The organism is Streptococcus sp. HSISS3, from assembly GCF_000448605.1.
GTDB classification, from domain to species: Bacteria; Bacillota; Bacilli; order Lactobacillales; family Streptococcaceae; genus Streptococcus; species Streptococcus raffinosi.
The window spans coordinates 1,113,782-1,127,473 of sequence record NZ_CM002130.1; the positions used below are offsets into that span (position 1 = coordinate 1,113,782).

General features: G+C 41.3%; 12 protein-coding genes, 1 tRNA gene and 2 pseudogenes. All 15 read right to left on the reverse strand.

The annotated features are described in order from the left end of the window. Nucleotides 1–263 precede the first annotated feature (263 nt). Nucleotides 264–335 (reverse strand) — tRNA-Arg (locus HSISS3_RS05230). A gap of 50 nt (nt 336–385) precedes the next feature. Next, nucleotides 386–733, reverse strand: coding sequence for a 50S ribosomal protein L19 (rplS, locus tag HSISS3_RS05235; RefSeq protein ID WP_002883489.1), 348 nt, complete (start codon nt 731–733; stop codon nt 386–388). Nucleotides 734–859: 126 nt separating this feature from the next. Then, entirely contained in the window at nt 860–2,086 is a 1,227-nt protein-coding gene (locus tag HSISS3_RS05240; RefSeq protein ID WP_021151966.1) for a voltage-gated chloride channel family protein, read from the reverse strand. Between the two features lie 9 nt (nt 2,087–2,095). After that, nucleotides 2,096–2,368 carry a chorismate mutase gene (locus HSISS3_RS05245; RefSeq protein WP_021151967.1) on the reverse strand — a complete coding sequence of 91 codons (273 nt, stop codon included), beginning with the start codon at nt 2,366–2,368 and terminating at the stop codon, nt 2,096–2,098. Between the two features lie 74 nt (nt 2,369–2,442). Next, complete coding sequence (locus HSISS3_RS05250) at nt 2,443–3,978, reverse strand: ClC family H(+)/Cl(-) exchange transporter (protein WP_021151968.1); 1,536 nt, start codon at nt 3,976–3,978, stop codon at nt 2,443–2,445. Nucleotides 3,979–4,029: 51 nt separating this feature from the next. Beyond that, nucleotides 4,030–4,473 carry a flavodoxin gene (locus tag HSISS3_RS05255; RefSeq protein ID WP_002888085.1) on the reverse strand — a complete coding sequence of 148 codons (444 nt, stop codon included), beginning with the start codon at nt 4,471–4,473 and terminating at the stop codon, nt 4,030–4,032. Nucleotides 4,474–4,841: 368 nt separating this feature from the next. Continuing rightward, the gene (locus tag HSISS3_RS05260; protein ID WP_042771853.1) at nt 4,842–5,213 is read right to left on the reverse strand and encodes a hypothetical protein; all 372 of its coding nucleotides are present in this window, start codon (nt 5,211–5,213) and stop codon (nt 4,842–4,844) included. An 11-nt stretch (nt 5,214–5,224) separates the two neighbouring features. Then, complete coding sequence (locus tag HSISS3_RS05265; RefSeq protein ID WP_008534461.1) at nt 5,225–5,944, reverse strand: matrixin family metalloprotease; 720 nt, start codon at nt 5,942–5,944, stop codon at nt 5,225–5,227. A 119-nt stretch (nt 5,945–6,063) separates the two neighbouring features. Further along, nucleotides 6,064–6,846: an alpha/beta hydrolase gene (locus HSISS3_RS05270; RefSeq protein ID WP_021151969.1), complete on the reverse strand. Its 783-nt coding sequence runs from the start codon at nt 6,844–6,846 to the stop codon at nt 6,064–6,066. Nucleotides 6,847–6,970: 124 nt separating this feature from the next. Continuing rightward, complete coding sequence (locus HSISS3_RS05275) at nt 6,971–8,632, reverse strand: ribonuclease J (RefSeq protein ID WP_002888092.1); 1,662 nt, start codon at nt 8,630–8,632, stop codon at nt 6,971–6,973. Between the two features lie 179 nt (nt 8,633–8,811). Continuing rightward, nucleotides 8,812–9,569: pseudogene (locus tag HSISS3_RS05280) on the reverse strand (ABC transporter ATP-binding protein). Further along, complete coding sequence (locus HSISS3_RS05285; protein WP_002888096.1) at nt 9,566–10,435, reverse strand: ABC transporter permease; 870 nt, start codon at nt 10,433–10,435, stop codon at nt 9,566–9,568. Before HSISS3_RS05285 ends, HSISS3_RS05280 begins: the two are co-directional and overlap by 4 nt. A 9-nt stretch (nt 10,436–10,444) precedes the next feature. Then, a complete protein-coding gene (trpX, locus tag HSISS3_RS05290; protein ID WP_008534454.1) occupies nt 10,445–11,446 on the reverse strand; it encodes a tryptophan ABC transporter substrate-binding protein in 1,002 nt (333 codons plus the stop codon). A gap of 124 nt (nt 11,447–11,570) precedes the next feature. Continuing rightward, nucleotides 11,571–11,792: a DUF4649 family protein gene (locus tag HSISS3_RS05295; RefSeq protein ID WP_008534453.1), complete on the reverse strand. Its 222-nt coding sequence runs from the start codon at nt 11,790–11,792 to the stop codon at nt 11,571–11,573. Nucleotides 11,793–11,968: 176 nt separating this feature from the next. Further along, nucleotides 11,969–13,692: pseudogene (locus tag HSISS3_RS12310) on the reverse strand (LPXTG cell wall anchor domain-containing protein); the annotation flags it as partial.

Here is a 13,692-nt window from a genome sequence, read left to right on the forward strand (position 1 = left end):
TTCCTATGGTGGTTTTACCCACTACAGAAATTATAGAGCCGTTTTTTTGATTACTTTTTTTAACTCTTCTTCCATAACTAGGAGCAAAGACAAACTATTTTTTATTCGTTTTTGACTAAGAAACTATGCTAGGAAATAGGACAGAGTCCCTTGTCATTTCAAAAAAACACCTATCTCGCAACAGGTGTTAATCAACTTTAAATAAAATTTGGGGCAGAATGTGGACAAAACGCTTTAAAACCGCATGGTTAAAGGTTTAAAAATGTCCCCTGCCGGAATCGAACCAGCAACGACTCCTTAGGAGGGAGTTGTTATATCCATTTAACTAAGAGGACTTATGAAAAAATCTGCCACGAGGACAGATTTTTTTGTTGAAATCTGTAAATTATTTACGGATTTCTTTGATACGTGCAGCTTTACCTTGCAAAGCACGCAAGTAGTAAAGTTTAGCACGGCGGACTTTACCGTAGCGTACAACTTCAATCTTTTCAACACGTGGAGTGTGGATTGGGAAAGTACGTTCTACACCGATACCGCTTGAGATTTTACGAACTGTGTACATTTCTGAGATCCCTTGACCTTTGCGTGAAATAACTACACCTTCAAAGATCTGGATACGTTCGCGAGTTCCTTCGACAACTTTCGCGTGAACGCGAACTGTGTCACCAGGACGGAATGATGGGATGTCAGTACGAAGTTGACCTTCTGTCAAACTTTGGATCAATGGATTCATTTTATATACTCCTATCTTACTAATCTTAAGAGCTACCTTTGTGTCCCAGCGGATTAGCCGTTATTTTTGTGCGTCCATTACACACTCTTAGTATCTTATCAAAAAATTACTCGCTTGTCTAGTATCTTATTGCATTTCAAGCATTTTTTGTTGACCATAAATACTAGTCTTATGATTGATGAGATAGGCAAAAGCCATGACAATCACATAAGGAAGAACGTTGGCTGGTCCAAAGACTTCAACACCAATAAAAATGGGTGCTAAGAGGGTATTGGTACTACTACCAAAGACAGACAGATAGCCAAGACCTGCTACAAGTGGAATTGGAAGGCCTAGAACTGGTGCTAAAACTGCACCAAGACTTGCTCCAATGGCAAATAAGGGAGTCACTTCTCCTCCTTGGAAACCAAGTGAGAGGGTGAAAACGGTCAAGAGTAATTTCAAAATCCAGTCCCATGAGTAGATGGTTCCACCATTAACACTAAGAGCAATCACGTTTGTTCCAAGTCCTGTATAACGGCCTTTCCACAAAATTAAGAGTAGAGCTGTTAACACAATACTTCCCAAAAGAACACGATAGTAAGGATTTGGAAGAATCGTTGCAACCTTCTTCTTAGCCAATGACAACAAATAGGCAAAAAGGTTTCCAGCCAGACCAAAGGCCAGACCTAAAAGAGCTAATTTAATGAAAGTTTCAAGGTCTATCACCAGACTATCAGCCACAAAATGACTAAATTTTTCAAGACCTAAGAGGTGACTGGTAGTACTAGCAACAAACGAAGCTATTAGAGTCGGTATCAAGACTGGAATACTCAACTGGCCTAAGGTTAAAACTTCGAGGGCGAAAAAAGTCGCAGCAATTGGTGTTTGAAAGAGCCCTCCAAAACCAGCAGCCATCCCCATTGTCAAGCATAGTCGTGAAGCGTTAGGTATCTTAAAGTAACGACTAAAAGCATGGGAAACTGTGGCACCAAGTTGTACTGCTACCCCTTCACGACCTGCCGAACCTCCAAAAAGATGGGTCAGCCACGTTGTCACTGTCACAAGTGGGATTAATCTTAAAGGAACCTGCTTCTCCTCATTGTGACCAACCTTAAAAATTAAGCCCATTCCTTGTGCTGCTTTGCCTGCAAACCTTTGGTATAGGTAAACAATCAAAAGCCCTGCTATAGGAAGCGCTGGAACTAGATAAAAGAGATGGTGGTCCCGATATTCTGAAAGTCCTATAAGAACACGACCAAAAATAGCATCAATCAGTCCAACTATCACTCCTAGAAAGACAGCATAGAGACTCAAAATCACTAGATTGGAGTATGAGAGACCTTGACTCTCACTTAATTGTCTAATTTTCATCCTAGTAGCCTACTTTCCTTCAAGCCTACCTGCTTGATAAGTACGTGAATGTTTCATAATATCTGCAAAGCTAGCTACGATAGACTTTTGGTACTCAGGATTTACGACACTATCTGCTACCTTACTTAACAAGGCTTTTTCACGTTCAGGATCATAGATAGCCTTCCCGGTGCTCTGTTTATAAGCACTTACCTGAGTTACTAATTTCATACGTTCTTCCAACAGAGCTACAATGTCTTTATCGACAGCATCTATCTGTTGGCGAATCTCATTTAAGTCCATGATGACCTCCTTTTGTTCTATCCATTATAACAAAAATGACTTGAGGACAAAAGAGTCTCAAGTCATTGAATTTGCTAGTTAAACAGTTTTCTAATCTGACTGATATGACTTTCATCCGCAACCAGATATAAAGTAGCTCCTGCCTTTAATTGCGTATCCCCGTGAACGATTTCAGATTGGTCCTTATATATCTGAGTTGTAATCAAAACCCCTTCAGGCAAAGTTAAATCCTTAACCAGACGCCCCGCAAGATTGTCCTTAACAGGTAAATCAATCATAGTTGGTGTTTTGTCTACTTTCTTTGGTGTGTGAGCAATCAAATCATGAAGCATGGCTTCATAAACAGGCTCTCCTCCCATGAAATCCATAATCAGATAGGCTATCAAGGTAACTACTCCAATAGTCATCAACTGGTTAAGATTACCGACCATCTCAGTCACCAAAATCATAGCCGTAAGTGGTGCCTTAGACACTGCACCGAAATAACCAGCCATACCAAGGATGATGAAAACAGGAAACTGATTAGGATGTATGAGTCCTAGATTTTCAAAACCTACCGCAAATACAGCTCCCGAAAGAGCACCTAAGGTCAAAATCGGAAGGAAAATGCCACCAGGAAATCCTGAACCAAAGGACAACATACTCCAAATGAATCTAATTGCCAAGTAAAGAATTGCTACGGTTAAAACAGGTCGCAGACCATCTAAGGCTAAAATCAAGGCGTTCCCACCACCGAGAAGATTTGGGAAATAAAGACCCACTGGAATGATAAGAAGCACTGTCAAAAGACCATGAAAATGTGGGGGTAGATGGAACATTTTTCCCAAAACTTGGTAAACTTTGCCAATACGTAAAACGACCCACTCGTAGCCATATCCAAGAACTCCCAGAAATATGCCTAAAAGCAATAGAATCCAATAATCTTTAAGTGGAAAGAAAGGTAATTTCTCTGTCATGGCTAGGACTGGTTCCTGTCCAAAGACACGTAAGGAAACAGCATTAGCCACTAAAGATGCTGTTAAGGCGCTAACCCAAACATGACGGTAGAAATGGTGGTAAACTTCTTCAACAACGAACAAGAGTCCGGCAATAGGGGCATTGAAGGCTGCTGACAAACCCGCGGCAGCCCCAGCAGCAATCAAGACACGCTGATCACGGGCTGAAAGTTTGAGGCCTTTGGACAAACCTTTCGCCGTCATAGCTCCCAACTGAATACTCGGTCCTTCACGTCCCAACATCAGACCTATTGAAATGCCAAGAACACCACCTAGGAATTTACGCCATAAAACAGACCACCAAGACGGATGTAAGAGCCCCATCAGTTCCCCTTCAACATGGGGAATACCTGAACCTTTAATATCTTTTTCTTGTTTTATGAGATAACCAATCAAAATGGCAAATATCAAATTGACAAGGACAATTCCTAAAATAAGGACTGGATGGTTCAGGGCGTCTTGGTAAATAGATACCGAGATTTGGGCCCCTTTAGCAATTAACCAACGAAAGAGGCTAACGACTGCACCTGCAGCTACACCGACCAAGAGTCCTCGCCAAACAGACCAAAGAAGATGTTGAGATTGCGTCCTAAAATCTCTTTCTATTTCATTCATAAAAACTCCAAATTTGACTACATTAAAAGCAGAAATAACTCTGCTTGTTCCCTATGCTAATGCCTCTGAAATTTTTTCAGCGAAAGCTTCTAGGTTCTCAATATCTTCATCTTCAGCAGAGAGATCAACTTTTACACTGTCCGCACCTTTAGTCGCACCTGTAAAAGTAAATTGATTTTCAAACTCATCTACTGAATGACAGAAATAATCGTAGAAGGTATCTCCTGAACCTACAACACCGAAAATCTTACCTGACAAGTCAAGGTCAGCCAAATCTTCGTAAAAGTCAACGATTTCATCCGGCAACTCTCCATCACCATAAGTGTAAGTTGCAACAATACAGATATCCGCATCTTCAAAATCAGCGGCATCAACCGTTGTACACTCGTCTACATCAACAGTGTGACCCAATTCTTCCAATTTTTTGGCAACAATATCTGCGATTTCTTCCGTGTTACCGGTCATACTGGCATAAACGATTTTTGCTAAAGCCATAATGTCCTCCAAATTAATAAATTAGTTGTATTATACCATATTTTTAAAGAAAATGAACGGGCTAATGAATCAAAAAACTGCCCTGATGGGCAGTTTTAAATTGACATTAATTCTTCTTTTTGGACTTTTCTTAGGTGAGTGCGGACGCTAGCGACTTCCTTCGGAATTCCATAGCTAAGTTTTGAGCCTAGTGTCTCAAAACTTCCGAGTGCCTAAAGCTTTTAAACTTTAGGCACTTTTCTCACAACGAAAAGTCTTAGCTACAGCTCGTTCTGAAATTATTAAAGGAACTATCTCATTTCATCTACAGAAAATAGTCTATGTTTTAATAGCCAAGTCACTTGTTAGAGGAAACTAAAACTGCCCTACTAGGACAGTTTCAAATTTTGTAATAATTCAAAGTGTCGGTAGACTAACCATAGGCCGACACCAATTAACAGAATAAAAATCACTGCTCTCATCAAACCTCTAAGAAAGGTCACAAGCCAAGTTAGAAGCATGGAGGTAATCAACCAAGTCCAACCCGAGATACCGTATAGTGTTTGAATACTCTCCGTAGAATGACGAGTCACTATTTTAAGCCAGTCGGGAATATAGAACCAAATACCATCTCCTGACAAGCCTAAGCGGTGTGCAATCATAGTTCCCGTTGTTTGCAACCAGGTAAAGACCCCGGCATTAAATAGAAAGAGAAAGGTCTGCATGGGATAACGTCTAGCAAGGCGTTTTAAAAAATGCAATACAAACCTCCTTAATTAGCATAAAGAGCATGAACCCGATCAATATCGGTCTGTTGAATACCGTAATAAGACCCTGCTGACTGCATGACTGAAGCCCTAGAATCATCGTGGTCTAAGCCAATGGCATGGCCCAATTCATGTTCAGCTGTATTGACAATACGTTTATGGGTATAGCCGAAATCAGGGTTCAAAAGGAAATAACGATTGAGTTTGACTTCCACATGGGTAATCCGATTGGTCACAACATTGGTCTGACTATCTGCTAGACCCGCTGCCTGTGAGTTAGCATCCGAATAGTCTGTCGCTACGATGTCAGCTTTTGAGGCATCATCTGTAAAGGTAAAGATAAAAGCACCTGTATTATTCCAATTTGTGATAGCCTCCTTATATGCAGCGACCATGGTTTCATCAGTAGACTGAATATAGATGCTGGCTGTATTTTGTGCCCATCTTGCCCCATTTGACTCAGGGATAGTATCTGTCGTTGAGAGATTGGAGACTGATTTTTCAACATCACTGGTACTGTTACCACTAAAACCTAACTCAACTTGTCGAAAGGCTTGATTAATATTGGTAGCTAGTGTGCTTTGAGAGTTGTTTGCATAATAGATAAGTCCGTAACCAACTAAGGCTAGGATAAGGGCAAGTTTAAATAGGCCCCAAATGAGATTCCAAATAAATTGTAAAATGAGTTTGGGAATACGGTAGATTACTCTAACGAATTTTTTCATTATTGAGCCTCCTTTTCGAAGCTTTCCTTAGTATATCAAGCTCTAATAGTTCTGACAAGTGAAAAATATAAGTTTAAGCTTTTATCATCTCTTTGACAAGATGTTACAAGATTGACCCATTAAGACAAACGTTCTTCTTTAACGTAATCAATTGGCAACCATTCTAGGTAAGCTTCCAATTGTTTTTCCCAATAATACCATTCATGTCTTCCATGGTCTGTATGGTAGTCAATATCTAAGCCAAGAGCCTTCAAATCAGCAACTGCTTGATCTTGAGAATCAAAAAGGAAATCCTCCAGTCCACACCAAGCAAAGAATTTGGTTTTCTTGTCATGTTGTTTAGCTAGATTCACCAGTTTGTGTTGCGCAATGTCTTTTCCTTTCAAATCGCCAAAAACACCTTGCCAGTATGCCTTAGAATCACTGGTCTCATCTGTCATTATCTCTGCTGATAAACCAAGAGCACCCGAGAATGAACCTGCACAAGCAAAATGATTGGTCGTTAAGGCTAGTTTGAAAGAACCATAGCCACCCATAGAAAGCCCAGCGATAAAAGTCTTTTCACGCTTTTTCGTCATACTTGGGAAGAAACGCTGCATGACTTGTGGAAGCTCCTTGGCAATGGCATCGTAATAGCGAACTCCATAATTCGTATTGGTATACCATCCATTTTCAGAATTAGGCATAATGACGATGAGGTTGGTCTTTCGAAGAAGGCGCTGAATATTGGTACGGAAAGCCCAAGAATTATGGTTTCCCCCCATGCCATGAAGGAGATAAAGCACTGGAATATCCGTATCGCTTTCGTTTTCTGCAATTTGATCACGGTCTGGATAAATGACATCTACTTGGCGGTACTGTCCTAGAACGTCAGATGAATATTCAATTTGAAAAAAAGCCATTTGTCTTTTCCTTTCTTAATGATAGAAAAGCTGGGTTGACCCAGCTTTTGCTTTTTCAAAACAGTCTTATAAGACTCCCTAATGTCAATGAATGTAAGTAACACACTCACACGATAATCATTGATTAACGTACTTCCATAACGACTGGAAGAATTGCTGGGCGACGTTTGGTTTGGTCAAAGAGGAATTTAGCGACGTCATCACGAACGGCACTTTTAAGTTCTCCCCAATCAAAACTATCTCCTGCCAAGTAATTTTCAACAGTCGCATTGACAATATCAGCAGATTCACGCAGAATGTCACGACTCTTCTTAACATAGACGAATCCACGTGTGTTCACACGCGCCTTAGAAACAATCTTGCGCTCCTTCTTGTTAACCGTGATGGCTACGATAAAGATACCATCTTCAGACAAGACCTTACGGTCACGAAGGACGATATTCCCAACATCACCGATAGCATTACCATCAATCATAACATCACCAGCTGGGACAGCTCCTTCATGAAGGAAACCTTGATCCTCAGACAAGTGCATGATATCACCACGTTTGACAATGTAGATATTCTCAGGAAGAAGACCAACTTCCAAAGCCAACTCAGCATGAGCTTGAAGGTCACGATACTCACCTTGGATAGGGAATAGATACTGTGGGCGAAGAAGGTTAATCATGAGTTGAAGTTCACGGGCGTTGGCATGTCCAGACACTCGCAGACTTTGCGTAATCATCTTAACAGAGCCACCAGCCTTATAAATAGCATTGTTGACACGTGCTACTATTGCTTCTTTGGCAATACTTGGTGTGGTTACGATATAAACCAAATCGCCTTCTTTTATTTGAACGTAGCGGTGACGACCAACAGCCATCTTTTGAAGGCCATCAATAGGTTCACCCATACGACCATTTTCAAGGATAATCAACTCGTGATCTTCAAACTTGTCCATATCTTTAGGTTTGACAATCAGTTTTTCATGATTAACGGTCAATTTTTTAAGACGTATGGCTGTACGGACAATATTTTCAACGTCAAAACCCGTAAGGACAACACGACGTCCATGGTCAGCTGCTGAGTCAAAGACTTGTTGGATACGAACCAAGTTTGAGGCAACAGCAGCAATAATCACACGGCCTTCAGCATCGGCAATCACATGGTCCATTTCTTGACCAACTTCAGCTTCAGACGCTGTTTGTTCAGTGCTTGTCGCATTCGCTGAGTCAGACAATAGAGCCAAAACGCCATCACGACCGATTTCAGCCAAACGTCCCAAATCAGTTTTGTAGTAAGGACGGGCTGCTTGGTCAAATTTGAAGTCCCCAGTATAGACGATATTGCCTTGGTCTGTACCAATAACAACACCCATTGATTCTGGGATAGAGTGGGTTGTCTTGAAGAATGAGACTACTGCATCTTCAAATTCAATTTCAGTTTCTGCATCAATAACATGGAAGTTATTGAATTTCTTAACGCCAGCATTTTTCACAAATAGCTTAGCCAACTCAATAGTGAGTGATGATCCAAAGACTGGTGCCTTAACTTCTTGCAAGATATAAGGTAGGGCTCCAATAGCGTCGGCATGTCCGTGCGTCAAGAAAATCCCTTGAATACGGTCTCTATTTTCAATCAAGTAGTCTAAGTTAGGGATGACAAAGTCAACACCCAGTTGTTCATTTTCAGGATACTTTAGACCAGCATCCAAAATAAAGATAGAGTCGTTAACCTCAACAATATAGAGGTTTTTAGCATTTTCACGGACTCCACCTAGGGCAATAATTTTAATATCGCTCATGCTTGTTTTTCTCCTTTTTAGTTTGACTCTCTTCTAGAGCCTATTTTTACAGACGGTCCAAGAAGCTGAACGTTCGAGCGAACAGGCTTCTTGTCGATTTACAGGCCACAACAAAAAGTTGCATACCCTTTAAGTATACAACTTTTTGGCTTATTTTACAATTTAGAGTCAGGCTAGACCTACTCGAACATAGCGTAGTAGTCTGTGATATCCAACTGACCTTTTTCTTCCTTGGTGAGGTCTTTGATGATTTGACCATCCTTCATTACAATTAGACGATTTCCGTATTTAAGGGCATCTTCCATATGGTGGGTAATCATAAGGGCAGTCAAGTGGTCACCCGTTACAAATTCATCAGTCAACTCCATAAGAGCCACGCTAGTCTTGGGATCCAGGGCTGCAGTATGTTCGTCTAAGAGCAAGAGCTCAGGACGTTTAAGGGTCGCCATTAAGAGACTGAGGGCTTGGCGCTGACCACCTGATAGAAGACCTGCTGGTGTTTCTAAGTGTTTTTCCAGACCATTACTGATCCGTTCAATCAGACCTTGAAATTCCTCTGTGTAGAGATGAATTTGGCGTGATTTAAGGCCTCGTTTTTCGCCACGGTATTTGGCAATCAAAAGGTTTTCCGCAACGGTCATACGAGGAGCTGTTCCCATTTTAGGATCTTGGAAAACACGTGAGAGGTACTTGGCACGCTTCTCAGCAGGAAGAGCCGTAACATCCTCACCCATGATAAAAATCTGACCACTGGTCAACATGAGGGTTCCTGCAATGACATTAAAGAGTGTTGATTTTCCGGCACCATTTCCACCGAGAATAGTAATAAAATCACCTTCCCTAATAGTGAGATTAACATGGTCCAGAATTGTTTTTCGGTGTCAAAACCGTTATTAACCTTAACAGTCGCATCTTTGAGTTCTACAATTGCTGTCATCGTGATAAGGTCACCCCCTTAAAGAATTTTCGGCGTAGGACAGGCGAAATCAAGCAGAGGGCAAGAACAATCGCACTGAAGAGTTTCAGGTAGTTGGTGTTAAAGCCAAGAGCAATAACGCCAGTCAAGAGGAATTGGTAGAGGATAGAACCAATACAGATGGCAATCAAGCGTTCCAACAAGGTCAAGTTGGTCGCATACAAGACCTCACCAATGATAATGCTGGCAAGTCCGATAACGATAACCCCAATCCCTTTAGAAACGTCGGCATACCCGTCCTGTTGACTAATCAAGGCTCCTGAGAGAGCAATAATACCATTTGAGATGACAAGTCCCATCACTTCCATATTGTCTGTGTTAATACCAAAAGATTTAGCCATGTCTCGATTATCACCAGTAGCAATATAGGCTTGCCCTAGGCGCGTGTTAAGAAAGACAATCAAGGCAGCAATGACTATGGTTACGGCTAAGAGACCAACAATCAAGAGGTTGTAGTCCTTACTGAAAGGAAGTAAATCTTGGATCGTTTTAATATCAAGAAGACCAAGATTGGCTCTTCCCATAATCATAAGCATGACTGAATTAAGTGAGGTCATAACCAAAATCCCTGCCAAGATAGTAGGAATTTCACCCTTGGTATAGAGGAGACCAGTCACAAGTCCAGCACCACATCCAGCCAGGACAGCAACCAAGGTCGCAAGAATGGGGTTCCAACCAAAATTCATAAGGGTTACTGCTACTGCCCCACCTAGTGGGAAAGAACCTTCTGTTGTCAAATCAGGAAAATCCAAGATACGGAAGGTCATGTAAATCCCAAGACCAAGGATTCCGTATAGAAGCCCCTGATAAATAGATGAAATAATCATAAGTCCTCCTTATTTATCAGCCTTGACAGCAATGTCTGACTGCTTAAGCACATTTTCAGGGATAGTGATGTTGAGGTCTTGAGCTACTTTGAGGTTGAGGGTCGGTGTTCCATCATCAATCACATCAACTGGGACATCCTTCACTTTTTTACCTTTAAGAACCTTAACGGCACTACGGGCTGTGGCTTTTCCAAGCTCATATTGGCTTTGAGCAACTGAAGCCAGACCGCCTTCTTTAACCATAGTATCAACAGTCGTATAAACTGGAATCTTAGCTTGGTTTGCTTGGGAAACAACTGTAGAAAAGGCTGAGGCAATGGTATTATCCTGAGGTGTCCAAATAGCATCTACCTTACCAGTCATGACTGACATGGTTGTGTTGATTTCATTGGTTGATGGGACGGCATATTCAACCACATTTAAACCATCTTTTTCAGCGTATTTCTTAAAGCTTTCAACCTGTGATTTGGAGTTATCCTCACTAGAAGCATAGAGAATACCAATGGTTTTGGCATTTGGCGTCAAGGACTTAACCAACTCCACTGTTTGTTTAATAGGCACTTGATTGGATGTACCCGTAACATTACCTTCTGGATGTTTAAGGTTTTTAACCAATTTGGCCCCAACAGGGTCTGAGATAGCTCCCATAATGACTGGAATATCCTTGGTAGCTGCCGCTAGCCCTTGTGCTGCTGGTGTAGCAATACCGATAACGACGTCATTCTTGTCATTAACCAATTGTTTAGACATGGTTTGGATTTTAGATTGGTCCCCTTCAGCATTTAATAAGGTGATTTGAACCTTGTCTCCCTTATAACCAGCTTCTTTAAGACCATCTTCGACACCTTTTTCAATTTGATCCAAGGCCTCGTGCGTCACGAACTGGAGGATTCCAACTTTGACAACTCTATTAGCATTTTGATGTTCTTTTTTGAAAAGATCTGTGCCAATAGAACCGAGCGTCAAGATAGCTAAGAAAACCAAAGTCCAAATTAAACGCTTGTTTTTCATATTTATCTCCTTCTATAAATTCTTCTTTTCTATTGTAAGTCATTTTCAGTCAATTAGCAATATTCTTAATTTATAAAAATTGTCTTGTAGAAAAAAAGAACCGGAACGTAATGTCCGATTCTGTTTATTGGTATTGACTTAAGTCTAGCTTCATTATGTAGAAATAGAGTTCACCGTAAGGTCCCTTAAAGTCAATATCATGACCATTAATAGTTACCTTGGTTACTGGTGTTGAATCAGGAAGTTCAATCCAACAGGCCTGCTGCGCTCGTACAAACTCATTGTAATTTTCATAAGAAACATGTTTTTCTTGCTTAGCTGTATTTAGATAAGTGACTTCAATCATAGATAGACCTCCTTTATTTAACTTCTAGCTTACGCTTCTAGGGAGCCAAAGTCAACTTTGACGACTTGAAATAAAAACTTACAAGAGCATACAAATAGCCTTCCTGTCATTTGACAGGAGGGCTATTTTTGCTTTGACTTCGAAAAGCCTTGATATCTTTACGAACAAAGCTTATTTTAGCGTTTACGACGTTTAGTGCCGTAAAGTCCAAATCCTGCAAGAAGACTTGCTAAACCAAAGATTGCAAGGTTTGAATCTTCACTACCAGTTTTCGGAAGTTGAGCATTTTCATCAGTTGGATTGATGAAGCTTGCTTCTTCTTTTGTTTCTGGAAGAACAGATTCTTCTGGTTTTGCTTGTGGAGTTGGCTGTGGCTCTGGTGTCGGTGTTGAATCCGGCACTGGTGTTGGAGTCACGGTCTTCTTGTAGATGTGTTGGGTATTACCATTTTCATCTACAACTGTCTTCACAAATTCATAACCTGGAATATCTTTCTTAGGTTGTTGGCCTTCTTCTGTTGGGTAACCTGGAATTGGAGTGCCATTTTCGTCCACATAAGAAGTTGTCACTTTTTCGTAGACGTGTTCGAAATCACCATTTGGCAATTTCTTGGTTTCGACGAAGCGATAACCAGAAATCTCAGCTTTTGGTTGTTCACCATCAAGAGCCGGATATCCTGGGATTTCCTTGCCTTCTTTGTCCACAAACTTAGTGATTGGACGTACAGTTGGTGTGTAGGTTGCAGAAGCTTTGGTTCCATTCACATCTTCACGAACCACTGTTACTGCTGGTGCAGTTCCTGTGAATTCAGCTTCTGGTGTGAAGGTTACAGTACCGTCTGCTGCTACTGTGTAGGTACCAACACCTGGGATAGTCTTGGTTGTTGAGCCATCGTCAAAGGTTGCTGGAACCTTGTCATTCATTGAAACACGGCTATCTCCTTCGGTAAAGACTGGTTTACCTGTTTGGGTTTGGCCCTTGTTTCCAATTGAAGTTGTAGATTCTGCTGTTGGAGTTACTGGTGTCACAGTTGGAGTGTAAGTTGCAGTTACTGGAGTACCGTTCTTATCCACACGTTTCACTGTTACGCCAGTTCCAGTTCCTGTGAATGATTTTCTGGAACGAAGGTAACGGTTCCGTCTGGAGCTACTGTATAAGTTCCTTCACCTGGAATGGTCTTCGTAGTTGAACCATCTTCAAAGGTTGCTGGTACATCATCATCCATTGGGATTGCAGGGGTACCAGGTGTGAAGCTTGGTTTACCACTTTGTGTTTGACCTTGGATGTCTGTAGATGTTGCAGGATCAGCAGTTGGTACAACTGGCGTAATCTTAGGTGTATAAGTTGTTTCTGTTGGTGTGCCATTTGTATCTTTAGCTTGTACCTTAACTGGAACCACTTCTCCTGAGTAAGATTTATCAGTCGGTGTGAAGGTTACAACGCCTGTAGTCTTATCAACTGTGTAAGTACCGATTTCTTTACCTTCTGGTGACTTAGCAATGACTGAAGTAGCTGGTTGGCCGTTTTCATCAAGGAGAGTAATGGTATCCTTGTCGATTGGGGCAGCAGGATCACCTTCGGTGAAGGTTACAGTTCCCGTTTGAACAACACCTTGAGGATCAGTTGATTCTGCTGGTGTCGCTGTTGGTGTCACTGGAGTCACAGTTGGGGTGTAAGTTGCAGTAACTGGTGTACCGTTCTTATCAACACGTTTCACTGTTACACCTGTACCTGTTCCTGTGAATGATTTTTCTGGAACAAAGGTTACGGTTCCATCTGGAGCAACTGTGTATGTTCCTTCACCTGGAATGGTCTTCGTAGTTGAACCATCTTCAAAGGTTGCTGGAACATCATCGTTCATTGGTACACGGCTATCGCCTTCAGTAAATTCAGGCTTACC

What these genes read in the sequence shown, in the direction of transcription:
- HSISS3_RS05295 (WP_008534453.1), bottom strand. Translation starts at nt 11,792, where the DNA reads ATGATTGAAGTCACTTATCTAAATACAGCTAAGCAAGAAAAACATGTT.
- HSISS3_RS05285 (WP_002888096.1), bottom strand. Translation starts at nt 10,435, where the DNA reads ATGATTATTTCATCTATTTATCAGGGGCTTCTATACGGAATCCTTGGT.
- HSISS3_RS05265 (WP_008534461.1), bottom strand. Translation starts at nt 5,944, where the DNA reads ATGAAAAAATTCGTTAGAGTAATCTACCGTATTCCCAAACTCATTTTA.
- HSISS3_RS05275 (WP_002888092.1), bottom strand. Translation starts at nt 8,632, where the DNA reads ATGAGCGATATTAAAATTATTGCCCTAGGTGGAGTCCGTGAAAATGCT.
- HSISS3_RS05270 (WP_021151969.1), bottom strand. Translation starts at nt 6,846, where the DNA reads ATGGCTTTTTTTCAAATTGAATATTCATCTGACGTTCTAGGACAGTAC.
- trpX (WP_008534454.1), bottom strand. Translation starts at nt 11,446, where the DNA reads ATGAAAAACAAGCGTTTAATTTGGACTTTGGTTTTCTTAGCTATCTTG.
- HSISS3_RS05255 (WP_002888085.1), bottom strand. Translation starts at nt 4,473, where the DNA reads ATGGCTTTAGCAAAAATCGTTTATGCCAGTATGACCGGTAACACGGAA.
- HSISS3_RS05245 (WP_021151967.1), bottom strand. Translation starts at nt 2,368, where the DNA reads ATGGACTTAAATGAGATTCGCCAACAGATAGATGCTGTCGATAAAGAC.
- HSISS3_RS05240 (WP_021151966.1), bottom strand. Translation starts at nt 2,086, where the DNA reads ATGAAAATTAGACAATTAAGTGAGAGTCAAGGTCTCTCATACTCCAAT.
- HSISS3_RS05250 (WP_021151968.1), bottom strand. Translation starts at nt 3,978, where the DNA reads ATGAATGAAATAGAAAGAGATTTTAGGACGCAATCTCAACATCTTCTT.
- rplS (WP_002883489.1), bottom strand. Translation starts at nt 733, where the DNA reads ATGAATCCATTGATCCAAAGTTTGACAGAAGGTCAACTTCGTACTGAC.